16 protein-coding genes are annotated in these 21737 nt (G+C 64.8%); 4 read left to right on the top strand and 12 right to left on the bottom strand.

Annotation, left to right across the window (positions count from 1 at the left end; translation table 11 throughout):
* Positions 1–55 precede the first annotated feature (55 nt).
* Entirely contained in the window at positions 56–1006 is a 951-nt protein-coding gene (locus FB598_RS03805) for a hypothetical protein (protein WP_370454984.1), read from the bottom strand.
* 29 nt (positions 1007–1035) lie between these two features.
* Positions 1036–3741: a DNA mismatch repair protein MutS gene (gene mutS, locus FB598_RS03810; protein ID WP_141913024.1), complete on the bottom strand. Its 2706-nt coding sequence runs from the start codon at positions 3739–3741 to the stop codon at positions 1036–1038.
* A gap of 491 nt (positions 3742–4232) precedes the next feature.
* Between mutS and FB598_RS03815 the strand changes: the two genes are divergently transcribed.
* Together FB598_RS03815 and FB598_RS03820 are read left to right on the top strand one after the other, a co-directional pair.
* Positions 4233–4595: a type II toxin-antitoxin system RelE/ParE family toxin gene (locus tag FB598_RS03815; protein ID WP_141913344.1), complete on the top strand. Its 363-nt coding sequence runs from the start codon at positions 4233–4235 to the stop codon at positions 4593–4595.
* Positions 4595–4915 (top strand): helix-turn-helix domain-containing protein, encoded by a 321-nt coding sequence (locus FB598_RS03820; protein ID WP_141913345.1) that lies wholly within the window; start codon positions 4595–4597, stop codon positions 4913–4915. Before FB598_RS03815 ends, FB598_RS03820 begins: the two co-directional genes overlap by 1 nt.
* Positions 4916–5035: 120 nt before the next feature.
* On the opposite strand, the gene FB598_RS03825 is transcribed toward FB598_RS03820, so the two are convergent.
* From FB598_RS03825 to FB598_RS03835, 3 genes are read right to left on the bottom strand one after another with little or no spacing between them, the layout of a single operon-like run.
* A complete protein-coding gene (locus FB598_RS03825) occupies positions 5036–6619 on the bottom strand; it encodes a DHA2 family efflux MFS transporter permease subunit (RefSeq protein WP_183405804.1) in 1584 nt (527 codons plus the stop codon).
* Positions 6620–6651: 32 nt separating this feature from the next.
* Positions 6652–7893 (bottom strand): HlyD family secretion protein, encoded by a 1242-nt coding sequence (locus FB598_RS03830; protein WP_141913026.1) that lies wholly within the window; start codon positions 7891–7893, stop codon positions 6652–6654.
* Between the two features lie 5 nt (positions 7894–7898).
* Entirely contained in the window at positions 7899–9452 is a 1554-nt protein-coding gene (locus FB598_RS03835) for an efflux transporter outer membrane subunit (protein WP_141913028.1), read from the bottom strand.
* A gap of 253 nt (positions 9453–9705) precedes the next feature.
* Here FB598_RS03835 and FB598_RS03840 point away from each other — a divergent pair, with 253 nt between their 5' ends.
* On the top strand, positions 9706–10308 hold the full coding sequence (locus FB598_RS03840; protein ID WP_141913031.1) for a TetR/AcrR family transcriptional regulator: 603 nt from the start codon (positions 9706–9708) through the stop codon (positions 10306–10308).
* Between the two features lie 77 nt (positions 10309–10385).
* Here the strand turns inward: FB598_RS03840 and guaD are convergent, their stop codons facing one another.
* From guaD to FB598_RS03875, 7 genes are all read right to left on the bottom strand, one after another.
* Positions 10386–11684, bottom strand: a complete 1299-nt coding sequence (gene guaD, locus FB598_RS03845; RefSeq protein ID WP_141913034.1) for a guanine deaminase — start codon at positions 11682–11684, stop codon at positions 10386–10388.
* Positions 11685–11889: 205 nt separating this feature from the next.
* Positions 11890–12972: a xanthine dehydrogenase accessory protein XdhC gene (gene xdhC / locus FB598_RS03850; protein ID WP_141913037.1), complete on the bottom strand. Its 1083-nt coding sequence runs from the start codon at positions 12970–12972 to the stop codon at positions 11890–11892.
* A gap of 10 nt (positions 12973–12982) precedes the next feature.
* A complete protein-coding gene (gene xdhB, locus FB598_RS03855) occupies positions 12983–15352 on the bottom strand; it encodes a xanthine dehydrogenase molybdopterin binding subunit (RefSeq protein ID WP_141913040.1) in 2370 nt (789 codons plus the stop codon).
* Between the two features lie 31 nt (positions 15353–15383).
* The gene (xdhA, locus tag FB598_RS03860; protein ID WP_183405805.1) at positions 15384–16880 is read right to left on the bottom strand and encodes a xanthine dehydrogenase small subunit; all 1497 of its coding nucleotides are present in this window, start codon (positions 16878–16880) and stop codon (positions 15384–15386) included.
* Positions 16881–17234: 354 nt separating this feature from the next.
* A complete protein-coding gene (locus FB598_RS03865) occupies positions 17235–18533 on the bottom strand; it encodes an NCS2 family permease (protein WP_141913042.1) in 1299 nt (432 codons plus the stop codon).
* Between the two features lie 27 nt (positions 18534–18560).
* Positions 18561–18806, bottom strand: coding sequence for a hypothetical protein (locus tag FB598_RS03870; RefSeq protein WP_141920717.1), 246 nt, complete (start codon positions 18804–18806; stop codon positions 18561–18563).
* Positions 18803–19723 carry a LysR family transcriptional regulator gene (locus FB598_RS03875; RefSeq protein WP_141913044.1) on the bottom strand — a complete coding sequence of 307 codons (921 nt, stop codon included), beginning with the start codon at positions 19721–19723 and terminating at the stop codon, positions 18803–18805. The genes FB598_RS03870 and FB598_RS03875 overlap by 4 nt, the downstream gene beginning before the upstream one ends.
* Before the next feature lie 183 nt (positions 19724–19906).
* Between FB598_RS03875 and gcl the strand changes: the two genes are divergently transcribed.
* On the top strand, positions 19907–21682 hold the full coding sequence (gene gcl / locus FB598_RS03880; RefSeq protein ID WP_141913046.1) for a glyoxylate carboligase: 1776 nt from the start codon (positions 19907–19909) through the stop codon (positions 21680–21682).
* Positions 21683–21737: the final 55 nt, after the last annotated feature.

A 21737-nucleotide genomic window follows, 5' to 3' on the forward strand; every position in this document is an offset into this window, starting at 1 on the left:
TCGGCTGCGGGCGTTTTGCTTTCAGGGCCCGGCAACCTGCCGGCAAGAGGCGAATTCAGCGCCGCTCGCCATCGGCATCGGCCACCGCAAACAATTGCGGAAGATGGTCGTCCACCACGATCTTCAGCCAGCGCTCGCCCGCGCCTACGCTGCCCAGGTTGCCGCTCCACAGGATATGCGGCGGCCCCTTGCCCTTGGCGGCTTCGCCATGCACGACCAGCACCCGCCCCCGGTACTTGCCGGCCAGGTCGGAGAAAGTGCGGCGCATCTCGGCGAAACCGTCGCGCTGGGTGCGGAAAAAGGAACGCTTCGGCGGCGAGCCGAAAGGATTGCCATCGGTAAAGAACACGATGGCGGCCGATTTTTTCAGGGCCGCGAAGGCGAACAGGTGCTGCAGCCAGTTGCGGTTGGCGATCAGGCGGTCTTCGAACTCGTTGTTGCGCCCGCCGTCGAGCAGGAAATGGTTGTTGCCGGCCGGGAGGTTGACGGTGGCGAACAGGACATTGCCGACTTCCCAGCGCGAATTCTCGGCATAGCTGCGGAACTTGGCCGTGAGCGACTGGCGCAGCAGCGGCAGCTTGCTGGCGCCGAAAGAGAACTCCCCGGAATAGAACTGCTCGCGCACGCGCGCCAGGCGCTCGATGGCGTCGGAGCGTTGCGCACGGTCGCGGCAGGCAATCCAGTCGCTGGCGGCCAGCGACACGATCACGCCATTTTGCGCATGCGAAAGAATGTCGCGTCGTTGGCCATACAGGGCATCGTCGCAGGGCTCGGCGGAGGACTTGATGCCGTTGACCACGACGAACGCCAGGTTGTCGGCATCGGTTTCGGCGATGGCCTGGCGCAGCGCCGCTTCTCCGCCGCCGCCGGCAAACGCATGGCTGATCATGCCGAAGGCGAAGTCTTGCGGCGCCGCCGATACCGGCCGTGCCGGCATGGCGGCGGCAACGGCGAGCAGGGCGGTCAGCAGCAGGCGTGTCATGGTCGGTTCGGCATCGGTCAGCATCGGTTGCGGCCTGCGGTCAAGCCACGAGGTCAGTTGTTCCGGCTCAGTTCCTTCAGCTTGTATAGCGCATCGAGCGCCTGGCGCGGGGTCAGCGTATCGGGGTCGATTTGCTCCAGCGACTGGAGTACGGCTTGCGCCTGCGGATCCGGTTCGACTGCGACGGGCGGCGCTGGTTCGGCGCTGGCGCCATCCGTCTCCAGCGCGGCAGCATGCAGCGGTTCTTCGTCGCGTTCGATGAATTGCTGGGTACTGAACAGGTCGAATTGCGGCGTCGGCTGCACCGACTGGCTTTCCAGCGCCGAGAGGTGCTTGCGCGCGGCGCGGATCACCGGCGCCGGCACGCCGGCCAGTTGCGCCACCTGCAAGCCGTAGCTCTGCGAAGCCGGGCCGCTTTGCACCGCATGCAGGAACACGATGCTGTCCTTGTGTTCCACTGCCGACAAGTGCACGTTGGCGGCGCTCGGGTGGATTTCAGGCAACTGCGTCAGCTCGAAATAGTGGGTGGCGAACAGCGTGAAGCTGCGGGTCACGTCGATCAGGTGCCTGGCGATGGCCCAGGCCAGCGCCAGGCCGTCGAAGGTCGAGGTGCCGCGCCCGACTTCATCCATCAGCACCAGCGAATGCTCGCTGGCGTTGTTGAGGATGGCGGCCGATTCGGTCATTTCCACCATGAAGGTCGAGCGGCCGCCGGCCAGGTCGTCGGCCGCGCCGATGCGGGTGAAGATACGGTCGATCGGGCCGATGGCGGCGCTGGTTGCCGGCACGAAGCTGCCCACGTAGGCCAGCAGCGTGATCAGCGCCACCTGGCGCATGAAGGTGGATTTACCGCCCATGTTGGGGCCGGTGATCAAGAGCAGCTTGCGTTCGGCCGCCAACTGGCAATCGTTGGCGATGAAGCGCTCGATCTGGTTTTCCACCACCGGATGGCGGCCCTGTTCGATCTGGATGCAGGGTTCGGCCACCAGTTGCGGCGCGCACCAGTTGTTGCGCGCGGCGTGGTCGGCCAGCGCCACCAGCGTGTCGAGCTGGGCCAGCGCGTGGGCGATGGCCTGCAGCGTGACGATATGCGGCGCCATGTCGTTCAGCAATTTTTCGTACAGGAATTTCTCGCGCGACAGCGAGCGTTCCTGCGCCGACAGCGCCTTGTCCTCGAAGGCCTTGAGCTCGGGGATGATGTAGCGCTCGGCGTTCTTGAGCGTCTGGCGGCGGCGGTAATCGTCCGGCACCTTGTCGCTCTGGCCGTTGGTGACTTCGATGTAGAAGCCGTGCACCTTGTTGTATTCCACGCGCAGGTTGGCGATGCCGGTGCGCGCGCGTTCGCGCGCTTCCAGGTCCAGCAGGTACTGGCCGGCGTTTTCCGACAGGCCGCGCAACTCGTCCAGCTCGGCATCAAAGCCGCGCGCGATCACGCCGCCGTCGCGCACCAGCGCGGCCGGTTCCAGCATGATGGCGCGTTCCAGCAGATCCAGGCATTCCACCGGCGTGGCCAGCGCTTCATGCAGTTGCCTGAGCAGCGGCGCATCGGCGTCGCGCGCGCACATGTCGACATAGGCGCGCAGCGAGCCAAGCTGCTGCAGGCCGGCGCGCAAGCCCGCCAGGTCGCGCGGGCGCGCCGACAGCAGGGCGATGCGGGTAGTGATGCGTTCGATATCGGGCACCGCCGCCAGCGTGGCCGACAGGCCCGAGCAGGCATCGGTGCGCATCAGCGCATTGATGGCGGCGTGGCGCGCGCGCGCCACGTCTTGGTCGCGCAGCGCATGGTGCAGCCAATGGCGCAACAGGCGCGAACCCATCGCGGTGCGGCAATGGTCGAGCGTGGAGAACAGCGTCGGCGCCAGCGCATTGGCATCCTGGGCGCGGATGGTCTCGGTCAGTTCGAGGTTGCGGCGGGTGGCCGCGTCCAGTCCGATGAATTCGTTTTCCGATTCGACCGTGAGCGCGCGCACATGCTGCAGGCCGCGGCCTTGCGTCGACTGTGCGTAACGCAGCAGCGCGCCGGCCGCGCCGATGGCCGTGCTCAGGCCTTGCGCGCCGAAGCCGTCCAGCGTCGCCACCGACAATTGCTCCAGCAAGGCCTTCTCGCTGCTGGGCTGGTCGAAATGCCAGTCGGGCACCGTCACGGCGCGATTGGGCAACAGCGGTTCGCATTGTTCCAGCTGGCTGTCGGCAATCAGGATCTCGGCCGGGGAGATGCGTTCCAGTTCCTGCCTGATGCGGGTTTCGAGCACATTGGCATCGACCGTGAACTCCATCAGCTTCAATGCGCCGCTGGCCATCGACAGCCACGACAGGCCGACCTGCACTTGCTTGCGCGGCCGGCCGGCGGCGATCTGCATCGCCAGCAGGCAGCGTTCGGCCTTTTCCGGCAACAGGTCGGAGTCGGTCAGCGTGCCGGGGGTGACTACCCGCACCACCTTGCGCTCGACCGGTCCCTTGCTGGTGGCCGGGTCGCCGATCTGCTCGCAGATCGCCACCGACTCGCCCAGCTTGATCAGGCGCGCCAGGTATTGCTCGACGGAGTGGAAGGGCACGCCGGCCATCTTGATCGGCGTGCCGTTGGACGAGCCGCGCTGGGTCAGCGTCACGCCCATCAGGCGCGAGGCTTTCTCGGCGTCGTCGAAAAACAGTTCATAGAAGTCGCCCATCCGGTAGAACAGCAGGGTCTGCGGATGGTCGGCCTTGATGCGCAGGTATTGCTGCATCATCGGCGTATGGGCGGCGAGGTCTTTGGTCATCAGGCGATTGGTTCAGAACCCGAAGCTCGGGTATTGCGTGTCAGGGATTGCGTCTGCCGCACGCGCCGTGGCGCAGGAAAAGTCCACGGCCGGCGACAGGAAAGGCTGGCCGGGCGCTGGCGGATGGCTCGTGCCGGGCATGCCATAAATCAAAAATGCGGACCTGGGTCCGCATGCATGAGAGGGGATTGTACGCGTAATGGGGCGGGGTAGCCAAGCCGGGCGTGGGGCGAATTCAGCGCTGATGGGGAAAGGACGTGAAAAGGGATCAAATGGGTAGGGCTGCTCCGAATATCCGGAGAGTTTCCCGAGTTCATTGCTATGCCTGGTAGTGATACGACATCAGGCGAAAGTATTTTGCAAAGACTTGAAAAATGGGCGGATTCGAATCCGGGAGGTCGTCTATGGGAAATAGTGTTGCTGTCAGTCGGTGACAAGGATGTTTTCCTCATTCTCAAGTTTGCAAAATATACTTGAACGGATATATTATGATGTCGCAACAACGCAAACTCCTATACTGGGAAGGGGCATCGAAAAAGGATTTCAAGGCATTTCCGATTGATGTACAAAAAGACATGGGTGTGGCCTTGTTCATCGTTCAATCGGGCGGCACGCCGGAGTCGGCCAAGCCTTGGAAGGGGCTGGGTTCGGGGGTGTACGAACTGGTGGAGGACTATCGGGGCGACACTTTTCGCGCGGTCTATACCGTGCGGGTAGGAGACGCAGTGCATGTGTTGCATGCGTTCCAGAAGAAATCCAAATCCGGAATTGCTACGCCGCAGCCGGATGTGGAACTGATCGAAAAACGGCTGAAGGCAGTGCTCGCACGTTACAGGGCGAGCGGGAGAGCATGATGACACATGAAGACAATCCAAAAGGCACCGACAACGTGTTGCAGGATCTTGGTTTCGAGGATGCCGAAGAACTGTCGGCGAAGGCCGCGCTTGCCCTTAAATTTAATCAGTTGATCGAACAGCGCCGGCTGAGCCAGATGGAGGCGGCGGCGCTCACTGGCATGACTCAGCCCAAGGTGTCGCAGATACGTCGCTACAAGCTCCAGAACATTTCACTGGAGCGGCTGATGCAGGCGCTGGTGTCGTTGGATCAACGTGTCGAGATCGTGGTGCAGCTTGCGCGCCGTGCCAAGGTTCCCGGCATCATCGTCGCAGTTTGATCGATCCAGTAAGTGAAGGCGGCGAGGCAATGAGGCAAAAAAAACAGGCGGCCGCTTGCGCAACCGCCTGCCCAGCCCGGAGAAGGGGAGAGACCCCGGGCTGTAGGGGACCGGTAAAAATCAGTGCGCCGACGAGGTATCGGCCACGCGGGTCGGCCTGGGCGCCAGCCAGACCGCCATGGCGGCCAGCGAGAACGAGATCGCGGCCATCATGAAGATGTGGTTGGTGGCCAGCATGATGGCCTGGTTCTGCACCGTCTGCGCCAGCGAGGCGGTCGCCTGTTCGGCCGACATGCCGGAGGCGGCCATCGTATTGACGGCATCGCCCATCCGGTCCACCAGGCCGGACAGCTCGGCGTGGAAGTAAGTGGCGTCGTTCTCCCAGCTGGTATTGACGATGGAAGTGGCGATGGCGCCTGCCATGGTGCGGCAGAAGCTCATCAGGCCGGCCGCCGAGGCGGTTTCCTCCGGGTTGACCGAGGACAGCGCCAGGCCGGTCAGCGGCACGAAGAACAGCGGCAGCCCGATGCCTTGCAGGAACAGCGGCCAGCCGATCTGGAACATCGACATGTCGGTGGTGTTGAAGGCCCGCACGAAGGTCATCAGCCCCAGCCATACCACGCCGATGCAGACCAGCTTGCGGGCGTCCACGGTGGTCGACATCTTGGCCACCAGGGGCGCGGTCATCACCGCCAGGATGCCGGTCAGCGCCGAGACGCAGCCCGACCAGGTCGCCGTGTAGCCCATGTAGCCCTGCAGCCACAGGGGCGTGAGCACCACCGAGCCGAAGAAGGCGCCGAAGGCCAGGCAGATGGTGGTCACGCTGGCGGTGAAGCCGCGGTGGCGGAATACCCGCAGGTCGACGATGGGGTTCCTTTCGGTCAATTCCCAGATCAGGAAGGCGATGAAGAACACCACCGCCACCACCGCCAGCAGCACGATCTCGGTGGAGGCGAACCAGTCCTTTTCCTTGCCTTCGTCCAGCATCAGCTGCAACGCGGCGACCCACACCACCATCAGGACCAGGCCGATGCGGTCGATCGGCAGCTTGGCGGTGGTGGTTTCATAGCGCTTGAGCATGCGCCAGCCGATATAGCCGCATACCAGCGCCACCGGCACGTTGATCCAGAAGATGTAGGGCCAGCTGTACTGGTCGCACAGCACGCCGCCCAGGATCGGGCCGGCGATCGGCGCCACCAGCGTGGTCATGGCCCACAGCCCGATGGCGGCGGGCGCCTTTTCCTTGGGGAAGATGCGCAGCAGCAGGGTTTGCGAAAGCGGCATCAGCGGGCCGCCGGCCAGGCCTTGCAGCACGCGGAAGGCGATCAGCATGCCCAGCGAATTGGCCAGGCCGCACAGCGCCGAGAACAGGCCGAACATCACCATCGACAGGATGAAGACGCGCACCGTGCCGAAGCGGTTGGCCAGCCAGCCGGTCAAGGGCACCGTGATGGCCTCGGCCACCGCGTACGAGGTGATGACGTAGGTGCCCTGGCTGGTGGAGGCGCCTAGCGCGCCGGAAATGGTGGAGACCGAGACGTTGGCGATGGTGGTGTCGAGCACCGCGATGAAATTGGCCGCCGCCAGCAGGATGCCGGCGCCGACCAGCCTGCCGCCGGTCAGCGGCGCTTCGAACAGGCCCGGCACTGGCGTCGGCCTGGGCGCAGGCAGCGACGCCGCATCTGCGCTAACAGTGGATGACATGGAAAACCTCTTCTTGTCTTGTCACGCGCCGCTTACAGCGCGGCGGCCCGGCCGTTCGCGTTCTGCGCGGTCTTGGGGACGGTATCGCCGGCCTGGATCTGTCCGCGGGTGTCGATCTCGACCACCATCGACAGGCCTACCGACAGCGGACGCTGCGCCAGCTCCTTGGGATCGATCGAGATGCGCACCGGCAGGCGCTGCACCACCTTGATCCAGTTGCCGGTGGCGTTCTGCGCCGGGATCACCGCGAAGGCCGAACCGGTGCCGCCGGACAGGCCGGTCACCACGCCGTGGTATTCGACCGAGCCGCCGTAGATGTCCGCCTTCATGGTGACCGGCTGGCCGATCTTGACCTTGGTCAACTGGCCTTCCTTGAAGTTGGCGTCCACGTGCATCTGCTGCAGCGGCACCACCGACAGCAGGTTGGCGCCGGTCTGCACGCGCTGGCCGACCTGCACCTGGCGGCGCGCCACTACCCCGTCCACCGGGGCGCGCAATACGGTGCGCTCCAGGTCCAGCCGGGCCTGGTCGCGCTTGGCGCGCGCCAGCAGCACTTCGGGGTTGTTGTCGACGGTGGTGTCGGCGGTCAGCACGGTGCTGGCCTGTTGCGCGCCGAGGGTCGCCCGGGTGTTGGCGCGCGACTGCACTTCACTGGCTTCGGCCGCCTTCAGGCTGGCCTGGGCGTTCAACAGCGCGGTGCGCGCGTTGGAGAGTTCCTCGCCGGACACCGAACCCGACTTGGCCAGCGCTTCGCGGCGTTGCAGGTCGATTTCGGCGCGCTTCATGTCGGCCTGCGCCGACAGCAGTTGGGCGGCGGCGCGCTTTTGTTCGGCTTCGCGCGCCAGCACCTGCGCGGCCAGGCCGGCATCGTTGGCGAAGAAGCCCTTGACGCGGCGTTCGGTGCGGTCCAGATCCGCTTCGGCCTGGGCCAGCGCGAGCCTGGCGTCGGCGTCGTCGATGGCGACCAGCACATCGCCCTTCTTGACGGTTTGCGTGTCGACCACCTTGACGTCGGCCACGATGCCGTTGATGGCCGGCGTGAGCACCGAGATCTCGGTGGCGGTGTAGGCGTTGTCGGTCTCGACGTAGCGCGAGCCGATCAGGTACCAGTAGGCGCCGTAACCGATGCCGGCGATGGCAATCACGCCGCCGAAGATGGAAAAGAGCTTCTTGCGCTTTTGCGCTGCCGCGGCTGTGGCGGCAGCATCGGCGCGTTGCTTGGCGGCGTCATCGGCCGCCATGGTTTGGGTTGCCTGGGAGTCGCTGTGGGACATGATGATTAACCTTTCGCTTGCGTGTCTGTCGTGTGGGATGTGCTGCTGTCGCCGCTGTTGGTGCTGCCGCTGTAGCCGCCGCCCAGCGCGCGCACCAGCGCAACGTCGAGGCTGAACATGCGCGAGCGCAGGTTGGAGAGTTCGCGCAGGTTGGTGATCAGCGTGTCCTGCGCGTTGAGCACATCCAGGTAATTGGCCAGGCCGCCGTTGTAGCGGTTGCTGACGATGCGGTAGGCCTGTTCGGCGGCATCGGCGGCGAGCTGGACTTTTTCGAGCCGTCCGGCCAGCGCTTTTTCGCTGACGGTGGCATCGGCCACGTCTTGCAGCGCTTGCGTGACGGCCTGGTCGTAATTGGCCACGGCTTCGTCATAGCTGGCGCTGGCCGAGCGGAACTGGCCGCGCAGGCGGCCGCCGTTGAAGATCGGCAGCGAGATGGCCGGGCCGATGCTGCCGATGTCGGAGCCGCGGCTGGTCAGCATGTCGATGCCCAGCGACTGGAAGCCGAAGTAGGCCTTCAGGTTGACGTTGGGGTAGAAGGCGGCACGCGCCACCTTGATCTGCTTGCCGGCGGCTTCGGCGCGCAGGCGCGCGGCCACGATGTCGGGGCGGCGGCCCAGCAGGTTGAGGGGGATCTGGTCCGGCAGTTGGAACGGCTTGCTCAGGTCCACCTTCGGGCGCACCAGCAGCAGGCCGCGGTCGGGGCCGGCGCCGGCCAGCGCGGCCAGCTTGTTGCGCTGGAGCGCGATCGATTCGTCGGTGGCCTTGAGGTCGGCTTCGGCCATGGCGCGGCGCGCTTCCATCTGCTTGACCGAGCCCAGCGTTTCCAGGCCGTTGGCGTAGCGCTGGTTGAACAGGTCGAGCGATTCGACGCGCACCTTCAGGGCCGCTTCGTTGGTGTCGCGCTGGGCATAGAGATGCTCCAGCTCGGCATAGGCCGAGGCGATCGAGGTGCCCAGCGTGATGCGGGCCTGGGCGGCGTCGGCGCGGGCCGCTTCCAGCTCGGAGGTGGCGGCCGCCAGCGCGGCGCGGTTCTTGCCCCAGAAGTCGATCTCGTAGCTGAAGTCTAGCGTGGCTTTGGTTTCGTTGTTGTAGTCCTTGGGCACGAAGGCGGGCGGGACGCCATTGTTGTAGGACTGCTTCATGTGATCCAGCGAGGCGTTGGCGCTGATGTCCGGATACAGGGCCGCGCCTTGTTGCTGCGCCGAGCCTTCGGCCTTGAGCAGGCGCGCCTTGGCGACCGCCATCGAGGGAGCGCCTTGCAGCGCCTCGCCGATCAGCGCATCCAACTGGTCGTCGCCATAGGCGCGCCACCATTGGTCGGCCGGCCACGCCGCCTGCGGCGTGGCGCTGGCCAGCATCTGGCCGCTTTGATAACTGTCGATGGCCTTGGGCTCGGCGCGCGGGCCAAGGTCGGTGAAGGAAGCGCAACCGGCCAGCGTCAGCGCCAGCAGGGCGGCGGCCGAAGCCAGCGCGGTGCGGTGCAGGCGGCGTCCGGCCGGCGCGGCGACAGCAAAGCCTGGCGTCGCCGTGCCAAGGGCGGGGGTGTCTGAAGTGTTCATGGATGTGGATGACAACGATGTTTTTAAACTGTACAGTTCAGTATAGTATTTGAATTTCAGATGCGTCAAGAGGAATTGCGAAAAATTGCTCGCATCTATGATGTTTTTGCTACGCCCGGTTTTTGTCGTTGAATTCGGCGTCTTTGTCGTTCATCTGCGCCTATAATTCCGGATTGGCACGAAAAGTGTAAAGAATTGAAAGCTTGCCAGAAGGTGGGCAAGCCGGCGGCAACTACGCAACCCAGGAAAAGGCATGCGCAAGAAAAGTGAAGAACGCCGCCAGGCGATGATCGATGTCGCCGCGCAAGTGTTCAACGAGATCGGTTTCGAGGGCGCCTCGATGGCGGAGATCTCGGCCCGCATCGGCGGCTCCAAGGCCACGCTGTACAACTACTTCAGCTCGAAGGAAGAGATCTTCGTCGAGGTGATGCTCAAGCAGGTCGGCTGCCAGTTCGAGCAAGCCTTCAGCGCCTTGAACGACGAGGACGACGTGCGCCAGGGCTTGCTGCGCCTGGCGCGGCACTACCTCGATATCGTGCTCAAGCCGGAGGTGATCGCGGTCAAGCGCCTGGCCATGTATTACGCCGGCAAGTCCGACCTCGGTCCCATGCTCTACGAGCGCGGCCCCAAGCGCGGCTGGACGCGCATTGCGGAATTCCTCAAGCGGAAGATGGACGAAGGCAAGCTGCACCAGGGCGATGCCTGGATCGCGGCCCTGCAGTTTCGCTCGCTGGTGGAGTCCGAATGGATGGATGTGCGCATGCTCAATGTCGTGACCGAGCTGCCGGCCGACCAGTTGCAGGCTTCGGCTGAGCGCGCGGTGGAGGCCTTCGTGTATCTGTACCAGCCGCGCTGAGCGGTCATGCCTTCAAGGCATCACAGAACAAGCCCGGCATCGTCGAGATGCCGGGCTTGCTTTTTGCGGCATCAAACTTAACGCTGGTGCGCCAGCCGGCCCGCCGAGTAGGTCGCGGCGATGGCACGGTCGTCGCCCAGGATGGCCAGCGCGAACAGCTGTTCCTCCAGGCTGTCGGTGTTGGCGCTGCGGCGCGCCAGCAAAGGCGTGGCGCGCGGATCGAGCAGGATGAAATCGGCATCGCAACCGGGCGCGAAGTTGCCGATGGTGCCTTCCAACTGCAGTGCGCGGGCGCCGCCCAGCGTGGCCAGATAGAACATGCGCTGCGCCGGCAGGTAGGTGCCGCCCATGCGGCCGACCTTGTACAGCTCGTTCATGGTCTGCAGCATCGAAAAGCTGGTGCCGCCGCCCACATCGGTGGCCAGCGACAGCGGCACGCGCGCCTTGTCTGCATTCACGAAGTCGAACAGGCCGCTGCCCAGGAACAGGTTGGAAGTCGGGCACACCGTGGCGGCCGATTGCGTGGCCGCCATGCGCGCGCGGTCCTGGTCGTCCAGCCAGATGCAATGCGCATACAGCGCGCGCCGGCGCATCAGGCCGTACTGGTCGTACACGTCCAGATAGCTGCGGGCGTCGGGATACAGCTCCTTTACCCATTTCACTTCATCGGTATTTTCCGCCACGTGGGTCTGGATGTAGGCATCCGGATACTGCGCCGCCAGCTCGCCGGCCAGTTTCATCTGCTCGTGCGTCGAGGTCGGCGCGAAGCGCACCGTGATGGCGTAGTGCTGGCGCCCCTTGTTGTGCCAGCGCTTGATCAGCTCTTCGCTCTCGCGCACGCCGGTTTGCGCGGTGTCGCGCAGGAAGTCGGGCGCGTTGCGGTCCATCAGGCACTTGCCGGCCACCATGCGCAGGTTGCGCGCGTGGCTGGCTTCGAAGAAGGCGTCCACCGACTGCGGATGCACGGTGCAATACACCGCCGCGCTGGTGGTGCCGTTGCGCAGCAGCTCGGCCAGGAAGAAGTCGGCCACCTCGGCGGCATGCCCGCCGTCCTCGAAGCGGCGCTCGGCCGGGAAGGTGTAATTGTCCAGCCAGGGCAGCAGGCCCGGCGCCGGCGAGCCGATGATGTCGGTCTGCGGATAATGGATGTGGGTGTCGATGAAGCCGGGGCAGATGATCTTGCCGCGGTGGTCCTGCACCTGCGTGCCGGCGGGGACCGATGCGATCAGCCGGGCATAGTCGCCGGCCGCCTTGACCTTGCCGTCTTCCACCAGCAGCAGGCCGTCGGCATGCCACTGGGTGGCGCGTTCGTCAAAGGCGGGATCGTTGGTGAAATGCAGCAGGCTGGCGCGGTAGGCTTGCATGGATGTGCTCATGGCGTGTCCTCAATACTGGCCGCCGCGCGCGGGGAAGGAAAGCGCGCCGGCGGCATCGATTCAATGGTCATCATACTGGATGGCGCAGACGCAGCAACGCCTTCCTGATGGGTTAAAGCGGAATCGTAGCGAGGCTCCGGCAGGGGGCCGGCATGGTGCGATCGTCTTGTCCGGAGGGAGCCTCAGGGTGACGGCAGGGTGTTCCTCAGCCTCTGCCGTCCAGCGCGTGTGTGGCCAATGCCGGAGGGAATTTGTTGCGGGCCTGCGTAAAGCGCAGCTCCCACAATTGCATCAGCTGGGCCGTCACCGCGATGGCGATGCTGGCCGGTTCCTTGCCGTAGATGCCGGGAATGCCGATGGGGCAGGTCATGCGGTTCAACTGCTCTTGCGTGATGCCGCGCTCGGCCAGGCGGTGTTCGAACTGCTTGCGCTTGGTATGGGAGCCGATCAGGCCGAACCAGCCGATGTCGTCCCTTTTCAGGATGCGTTCGGTCAGTTGCTGGTCGAGGGCGTGGCTGTGGGTCATGACGAGATAATACGCACCCGGCTCGGCCATGTCGACTGCGGCATTGGGCACATCGGTGGCTTCCACCGTGACTTGCGGCGGCAGGCCGGCGGGGAACATGTCTTCGCGTTCATCCACCCACAGTACGCGGCAGGGCAGGTTGGACAGTACCTTGACGATGGCCGTGCCAACATGGCCGGCGCCGAACAGCACCACTTGCGGCTGGTGCGCGCGGCACAGGTCGAGCAGCCAGCGACGGCCATGGGCATCGCGCGTGACGCAGGTCTGGCGCACGTCGCCAGTCAGCATGGCGCGCAAGCCGTCGTTGTCCGGCTCGTCGAGGCCGCAGGCCGCGCCGCCGGTTTCAAGCAATCGCAGCGGGCCGGCATTGTCCAGCGGCAAGGCGCGCCAGATATCGACGCCATTGCGCCATTGCGCCTGCAACGCCTTCCACACGCCCGCGGTGGCCGGCTCGACCCGTTCGAAACTGAGGAACACCACCCCGCCGCAGCACTGGCCCAGGCTCGGCCCGAGCGCGATACGCTCCAGCCGGCGCTGGGCCGGCAACTGGCCGGGGTCGCCTTCCAGCATGGCGCGCGCGATCTGCGCCGCGCGCCATTCCAGGTGGCCGCCGCCGATGGTGTCGTACTGCCGGTCGGCGGTATAGACCATGCGCGCACCGGCTTCGCGCGGCGTCGATCCCTGGATCCCGGCCACTGTCACCAGCACCGCCGGGGTGGCGGCATCCTGCAATTCCCTCAACGCGGCAAGCCAGGTCGTCATGAATGCTCCTTTACTGGGTCGCCGCGGCCGCGCGCACCGCATCCACCGCGTCGAGGATGGCCTCGGACGTGGCCGGCGCGCGCAGCGGCGGGTTGACGCGATGGCCGCCCACCGCCGAGACCGCATCGCGGATGGCCAGGAGCACCGAGAACGGCAGCAGCAGCGGCGGCTCGCCGGTGGCCTTGGAGCGGTGGATGGTGTCGGACACGTTGCTGTTCTTGAACAGCGCCGTGCGCAGTTGCGCCGGGCAGTCCGAGATCGCCGGGATCTTGTAGGTCGAGGGCGCGTGCGTCATCAGCTTGCCGTCCTTGTTCCACCACAGTTCCTCGGTGGTCAGCCAGCCCATGCCCTGGATGAAGCCGCCTTCCACCTGGCCGATATCGATGGCCGGGTTCAGGCTTTCGCCGGCGTCGTACAGCAGGTCGGCCTGCAGCAGTTTCCATTCGCCGGTCAGGGTGTCGATCACCACTTCGGCCACTGCCGCGCCATAGGCGTAATAGAAGAACGGGTGGCCGTTCATGGTCTTGGAATCCCAGTGCACGCGCGGGGTCGAGTAGAAACCGTCCGACCACAGTTGCACGCGCTGCAGATAGGCCAGCATCACCAGGTCGGGGAAGGCCAGCGACTGTTCGCCGGCAATCGCCAGGCCGTCGGCGAAGCGCACGTCGGCAACCTCGACATTGAAGCGCTTGGCCGCCACTTGCGCCAGCCGCGCGCGGATTTGCAACGCCGCGTCCTGCGCCGCCTTGCCGTTGAGGTCGCTGCCGGTGGAAGCGGCGGTGGCCGAGGTATTGGCGATCTTGCTGGTATCGGTGGCGGTGCAGCGCACGCGCTCCAGCGGCAGGCCCAGCGCGTTGGCCACCACCTGCGCCACCTTGGTGTTCAAGCCCTGGCCCATTTCGGTGCCGCCGTGGTTCACCAGCACCGAGCCGTCGGTGTAGACATGCACCAGCGAACCGGCCTGGTTCAGGTGCGGCACGTTGAAGGAGATGCCGAACTTCACCGGCGTCAGCGCCAGGCCCTTCTTCAGCACTTCGTTGCCGACGTTGAACGCGGCGATGGCCTGGCGCCGCGCCTGGTAGTCGCTGGTGCGCTCCAGTTCGTCAACCAGCGCGTGGATCACATTGTCTTCCACCTTCTGGCCGTAGTGGGTGGTGTTGCGGGCATCGGGGCCATCGGCGTCGCTCTTGCCGTAGAAGTTGGCGCGGCGCACTTCCAGTGCATCCTTGCCGAGATTGCGGGCGATCTCGTCGATGATGTATTCGATCGCGATGGCGCCCTGCGGGCCGCCGAAGCCGCGGAAGGCGGTGTTGGACTGGGTGTTGGTCTTGCCGCACATGGCGTGGATCTCCACGTCCGACAGGTAGTAGGCATTGTCGAAGTGGCACACCGCGCGGGTCGCCACCGGGCCGGACAGGTCGGCCGAGAAGCCGGCGCGCGAGACCATGTCGACCCTGGCCGCGACGATGCGGCCGTTGTCGTCATAGCCGATCTCGTAGTCGTAGGCGAAGCAGTGGCGCTTGCCGGTGACGATCATGTCGTCGTCGCGATCGGCGCGCAGCTTGACCGGACGGCGCAGGCGCACCGCCGCCACCGCGGCCGCGCAGGCCCACAGCGCCGACTGCGATTCCTTGCCGCCGAAGCCGCCGCCCATGCGCCGGCATTCCACCAGCACGTCATGCGAGGCCACATGCAGCACGTGCGCGATGTGGTGTTGCATCTCGCTGGGGTGCTGGGTCGAGCAATACACATGCATGCCGCGGCCTTCCTTGGGGATAGCGTAGGAAATCTGCCCTTCGAGATAAAACTGCTCCTGGCCGCCGACGTCGAACTGGCCCTTGAGCTTGTGCGGCGCCTGGGCCAGGGCTGCGGCCGGCGCGCCGCGCGTCAGGTGCATCGGCGGCAGCACGTAGGACTGCGCCGCATGCGCCGCGCGCGGGGTCAGGATGGGTTCCAGTTCCTCATAGTCGATCACCGCGCAGCGCGCGCCGCGGCGTGCGTTGTCATGGCTGTCGGCCACCACGATGAAGATCGGCTGGCCCACGTACTGCACCAGGCCGTCGGCCAGCACCGGGTCGTCCTTGATGATGGCGCCGCACTGGTTTTCGCCGGGGATGTCGGCCGCGGTCAACACCGCCACTACGCCGGGCGAGGCCTTGACCTTGGACAGGTCGATGTCGCGGATCTTCGCGTGGGCCTTTTGCGACAGGCCCAGCGCCGCATGCAGCGTGCCTTGCAGCTCGACGATGTCGTCGGTATAGGTGGCTTCGCCGGTCACGTGCAGCTGCGCCGACTCGTGCGGGTGCGGCTTGCCGACCTCGGCCCAGCCCTTGGGCGGCAGCGCCAGCCTGGACATGAATTCTTCAGTTTGCTTGTTCATCGTTCTCTCCAGCTCATTCTGTCTGTCACGCTCACGCCGCCGCGACGGCGAAGGCGCGTACCGCGTCGGCCGCCAGCGGCGCCTCGGCGCGGGTCTCCAGCCAGTAGCGGTACAGCAGGTTTTGCGCGGTGCGCAGGCGGTAGGCCGAGGTGGCGCGCATGTCCGACAGCGGCGCGTAGTCCTGCGCCATGGCCGCCATGGCGGCGCGCACCTGTTCTTCGCTCCAGTCCTTCCCGTTCAGGACGGCTTCGGCTTGCGTCGCGCGCTTGGGCGTGGCGGCCATCCCGCCGTAGCACATGCGCGCTTCCTTCACTCGCCCGCCGTCCAGCGTGAAGGCGAAGGCGGCGCACACGGCCGAGATATCCTGGTCGAAACGCTTGGACAGCTTGTAGACGCGGAACTGCACCCCGGCGCGCGGCAGCGGCACGCGCACCGCCTGCACGATTTCGTTGGGCTGCAGCGCCGACTTCTGGTAAGCGATGTAGAAGTCTTCCAGCGGCATCGTGCGCCGGCCGTCCACGCTGAACAGGACGATCTGCGCACCGAGCGCGATCAGCCACGGCATCGAGTCGCCGATGGGCGAGCCGTTGGCGACATTGCCGCCCAGGGTGCCGGCATTGCGCACCGGCATCGAGGCGAAGCGCTGCCACATCTCGGAGAGTTCTTGCGGGTAATGCTTGTTGAGTTCGCCGTAGGCCTGCTCCAGCGAAATGCCGGCGCCGATTTCCAGGAAGCCGTCCCGCTCTTGCATCCGGCGCAGTTCTTCCACCTGGCCGATGTAGATGATGTCGCCCAAATCGCGCATGTGCTTGGTGACCCACAGGCCGACGTCGGTCGAGCCGGCCAGGATGCGCGCTTGGGGGAGGTCGCTGCGCAATTGCGCCAGTTGCGCCAGCGTGCGCGGGGCATGGAAAGTCTGGCCGTTGTGGGTGACCGCCAGCGGTTCTTCGCGCTGGATGCCGCGCAAGGCCTGCGCCACCTGTTCGCGGTCGAACTCTACCGACGGCAACTGGCCCATGCGGCGCGCGGCGTCGATGATGGGGCGATAGCCGGTGCAGCGGCACAGGTTGCCCGACAGCGCATCGTCGATCTCGCGTTTGCTCGGCGCGATGCCGTCCTGGTCATGCTTGAGGTACAGGCCCCACAGCGACATCACGAAGCCCGGCGTGCAGAAGCCGCATTGCGAACCGTGGCATTCCACCATGGCTTGCTGCACCGGATGCAGGCAGCCGTCGGATTGCTTGAGGTCTTCCACGGTGAACAGCGCGCGGCCGTCCAGCGTCGGTAAAAACTGGATGCAGGAATTGACGGTCTTCAATTCCAGCCTGCCGTCGTGCAGCTCGCCGAGCACCACCGTGCAGGCGCCGCAGTCGCCCTCGGCGCAGCCTTCCTTGGTGCCGGTGCAATGCAGGTCCTCACGCAGGTGCTGCAACACGGTGCGGGTATTGGGCAGGCCCTGGGCCTGGCGGATCTCTCCACGGTAATAGAACTGGACAGGGCGTTGGATGGGGCGAATCGGTTCTGACATGTGTTGGCTCTATGTAATTGTCTACAAAACAGTTGCTGCTTTGCGGCGCGCTCCAGGGCGAATCGTGGGGCGCACTCTTATTGTTCGAGCGAGCGGGAAGCGCTTGTTCCGCGCATGGGCGGATCTTTTTCTGCTTCCTGCACTGCCGTTTCTTGCGCTGACATGCATTCAAGAAACGTGCCGGGGTTCTCAAAGGATGGAACTGATTGTCCGTCCCGTTTTGTCGAGGACGATTGTCCAATTCCATCGTTTGACAATCCCGGGATGCACCGCCTTGCGCGGCGCATCCCGTTACTGCCGTTGGTTACTGCCGTTGGTTACTGTTGTTGGTTACTGCCTTTGCTTGCCGCTGCCTTATTCGCCGAGGTAGATCAGCTTGAACAGGAAGATCGCGGCAATGATCCAGATTACCACCGACACGTCCTTCACGCGCCCGGTCAGCAGCTTCAGGCCGGCATAGCTGATGAAGCCCAGCGCCAGGCCGTTGGCGATCGAGTAGGTGAAGGGCATGACCAGCGCGGTGATCACGGCCGGCACGCATTCGGTGGTGTCGTCCCAATCGATGTGCACCAGTTCGCGCACCATCAGGCAAGCCACGAAGAACAGCGCCGGCGCAGTCGCATAAGCCGGCACCACGCCCGCCAGCGGCGCGATGAACAGGCACAGCAGGAACAGCACGGCAATCGCCACGGCGGTCAGGCCGGTGCGGCCGCCTGCCTGTACCCCGGCTGCACTTTCAATATAGGCAGTGGTGCTGGAGGTGCCAAGCAGGGAGCCGGCGACGATGGCGGTGCTGTCAGCCATCAACGCCTTGTTGAGGCGATCCATCTTGCCTTCCTTCATCAGCCCGGCGCGCTGGGCCACGCCCATCAACGTGCCGGTGGCGTCGAACAGCTCGACCAGGAAGAACACCAGCACCACGTTGAGCAAGCCGATCGACAGCGCGCCCTTCACATCCAGCTGCAGGAAGGTCGGCGCCAGCGACGGCGGCGGCGCGAACACGCCGCTGAAGTGGTTGCCGCCGAACAAGAAGCTCAGCACCGTCACCAGCAGGATGCCGATCAGCAGCGCGCCGCGCACTTTCATCTTGTCCAGCGCCACGATCACCAGGAAGCCGATGATGGCCATCACCGCCGCCGGCTGGTGCAGGTCGCCCATGGTGACGAAAGTGGCCGGGTTGGCAGCGATGATGCCGGCGCTCTTGAGCGAGATGATCGCCAAAAACAGCCCGATGCCGGCCGGAATGGCCGTCCTCAGCGACTTGGGGATGCTCTTGATGATCAGTTCGCGGACGCGCAGCAGGCTGACCACCAGGAACAGGCAACCCGAGATCAGCACCGCGCCCAGCGCAGCTTGCCAGGGGAAGCCCATGCCCTTGACCACCGCGTAGGCGAAGTAGGCGTTGAGGCCCATGCCGGGCGCCAGGCCGATGGGGTAGTTGGCGTACAGGCCCATGATCAGGGTGCCGATGGCGGCGGCCAGGCAGGTGGCGACGAACACCGAATCCTTGGGCATGCCGGCGTCGCCCAGGATGGAAGGGTTGACGAAGATGATGTAGGCCATCGTCAGGAAGGTGGTCAGGCCTGCCAGCAGTTCGGTGCGGACGGTGGTGCCGTTCTCGCTGAGTTTGAAGTAGTTGTCTAGCGCGTTCATTATTGGTTGTCTCCGTTTGGTCCTTTTTTATACGCCGGAAAACTTGCCTGCTTCACTTGCTGGCAAAAAATGGGCGTTGCTGTATGCGTATTGGTTGCAGCGTACGTAATGTCGTTGAATTTCATGGTGAGGACGTAAGTCGCGGGAAATAGCCACTATAAACATATGGTTATATGTATATGAGGCGCTTAAAAAAGGTTGGTGGCAAGAGGGCTGGCGCGGCGCATTGCGGATGCAGGGGTATGGAATCCCGTTGATGCCGATATCGTTCATGGCTTCGCCGCCGCCCGGTTCCAATAATCCGGCTGCGCATAAATCTCCTTCAGGTAATCGATGAAAAACCGCGTCTTGGCCGGCAGGTGCCGCTGCTGCGGATACACCGCCATGATGTCGTAGTGGGGCAGGGCATAGTCGTCCAGCACCGTCACCAGTTCCCCCGAGGCCAGTTGCGCCTGGATTTCCCAGGTCGAGCGCCAGGCCAGGCCCAGGCCTTCGCCGGCCCAGCGGTGCAGCAGTTCGCCGTCGTTGCAATCGAGGTTGCCCTGCACCTTGACGATCACCGGCTTGCCATTTTGCTGGAAATACCAGCCGCGCTGCTGGCCGCCCTGCAGATTGAAGGCCAGGCAATTGTGGCCGGACAGGTCATCCAGCGTCTTGGGCATGCCGTTCCTGTGCAGGTATTCGGGCGAGGCGCACACCACGCGGCGGTTGCTGGCCAGGCGCACGGCCACGAAACTGGGCTCGATCGCGCCGCCGATGCGGATGCCCAGGTCGTAGCCTTCACGCACCAGGTCGACCACGCGGTCGGTCAGGTTGAACGAGATCTGCACCTCCGGGTGCGCCGCCAGGAAAGCCGGGGCATGCGGCGCCACGTGCAGGCGGCCGTAGGCGGCGGGGGTGGAAACCACCAGGTGGCCGGTGGCCTTGTGGCGGCCTTCGGCGATGCTTTTCTCGGCCGTCTCCATCTGCTCCAGCAGCTTGCGGCAATGGTCGAGGAACACGCTGCCTTGTTCGGTCAGCGTCAGGTGGCGCGTGGTCCGGTGCATCAGCTTGGTGCCCAGGCGTTTTTCCAGGGCGTCGATGCGCCGTCCCATCATCACCGGCGTCACTTTTTCTTCCAGCGCGGCCGCCGCCAGGCTGCCTTTATCGACCACCAAGACAAAAGCTTCAATTTGTTTGAGTTTGTCCATTATCCGATCCAATTCAATACTTTTTCTATGTTTCCATACTTTTGATAAGTAATAAACAGATTTTTATTGTTCTTATCAACCGCAATTGTAGCGATTAGGATGGGCTCCAGAATGAATCGGAGAACGGTATGCCCGCCAAGGGCGGCCATCACCTTATCGCAATCAGCAATCCTGGAGAACAACATGGCAAAGATGAGAGCAGTCGACGCGGCGGTTTATGTGCTGGAAAAGGAAGGCTGCCAGCAAGCCTTCGGCGTGCCGGGCGCGGCGATCAACCCGTTTTACTCGGCGCTGAAGCGCCATGGCGGCATCAAGCACGTGCTGGCGCGCCACGTCGAGGGCGCTTCGCACATGGCGGAAGGCTACACCCGCGCCAAGGCCGGCAACATCGGCCTGTGCATCGGCACCTCGGGCCCGGCCGGCACCGACATGATCACCGGCCTGTACTCGGCCCAGGCCGACTCCATCCCCATCCTGTGCATTACCGGCCAGGCGCCGCGCGCCCGTTTGTACAAGGAAGACTTCCAGGCGGTCGATATCGAATCCATCGCCAAGCCGGTCACCAAGTGGGCCGTCACCGTGCGCGAGCCGGCGCTGGTGCCGCGCGTGTTCCAGCAGGCCTTCCACCTGATGCGTTCGGGCCGCCCCGGCCCGGTGCTGATCGACTTGCCGTTCGACGTGCAGATGGCCGAGATCGAGTTCGACCCCGATACCTACGAGCCGCTGCCGGTCTATCGCCCCGTGGCCACCCGTGCCCAGATCGAAAAGGCGCTGGCCATGCTCAACGAATCGGAGCGCCCGCTGCTGACCATCGGCGGCGGCGTGGTCAATGCCGATGCTGCCGCGCTGGCGGTGGAGTTCGCCGAACTGACCGGCGTGCCGGTCATCCCCACGCTGATGGCCTGGGGCGCGATCCCCGACGACCACCCGCAGATGGCCGGCATGGTCGGCCTGCAGACCAGCCACCGCTACGGCAACGCCACCATGCTGGCGTCGGATTTCGTGCTGGGCATCGGCAACCGCTGGGCCAACCGCCACACCGGTTCCATCGACGTCTTCACCAAGGGCCGCAAGTTCGTCCATGTCGATATCGAACCGACCCAGATCGGCCGCGTGTTCGGCCCCGACTACGGCATCGTCAGCGACGCCGGCGCCGCCTTGAAGCTCTTCGTCGACGTGGCGAAGGAAATGAAGGCCGCCGGCAAGCTGCCCGACCGCTCGGCCTGGCTGGCCGAATGCCAGCAGCGCAAGAAGAGCATGCTGCGCCGGACCAACTTCAATGAAACGCCGGTCAAGCCGCAGCGCGTGTATGAAGAGATGAACCGCGCCTTCGGCCGCGAGACCTGCTACGTGGCCACCATCGGCCTGTCGCAGATCGCCGCCGCGCAGTTCCTGCATGTCTACAAGGACCGCCACTGGATCAACTGCGGGCAGGCCGGCCCGCTGGGCTGGACCATCCCCGCCGCGCTGGGCGTGGTCGCCGCCGATCCCAAGCGCAAGGTGGTGGCGATCTCGGGCGACTACGACTTCCAGTTCATGATCGAAGAACTGGCCGTGGGCGCGCAGTTCAACCTGCCTTACCTGCACGTGCTGGTGAACAACTCCTATCTCGGCCTGATCCGCCAGGCGCAGCGCGGCTTCGACATGGATTATTGCGTGCAGCTGGCGTTCGAGAACGTGAACGCGCCGGAACTCAACGGCTACGGCGTGGACCACGTGGCCGTGGTCGAAGGCCTGGGCTGCAAGGCGATTCGCGTGACCGATCCCAACGGCATCCAGGACGCCTTCGCGCAAGCCAGGCGCCTGATGGAAGAGTTCCGCGTGCCGGTGGTGGTGGAAATCATCCTGGAGCGCGTCACCAACATCGCCATGGGCACCGAGATCGACGCCATCAATGAATTCGAGGAACTGGCCACCAAGCCGGAACACGCGCCGACTGCCATCAGCATGCTCGACTGAGCGGCTGAATTGAGTCGCTGCATTGCACCGATCCGAAGAGGAGACAAAAGTCGCC

Source organism: Herbaspirillum sp. SJZ106 (assembly GCF_006715495.1).
GTDB lineage: Bacteria > Pseudomonadota > Gammaproteobacteria > Burkholderiales > Burkholderiaceae_D > Herbaspirillum.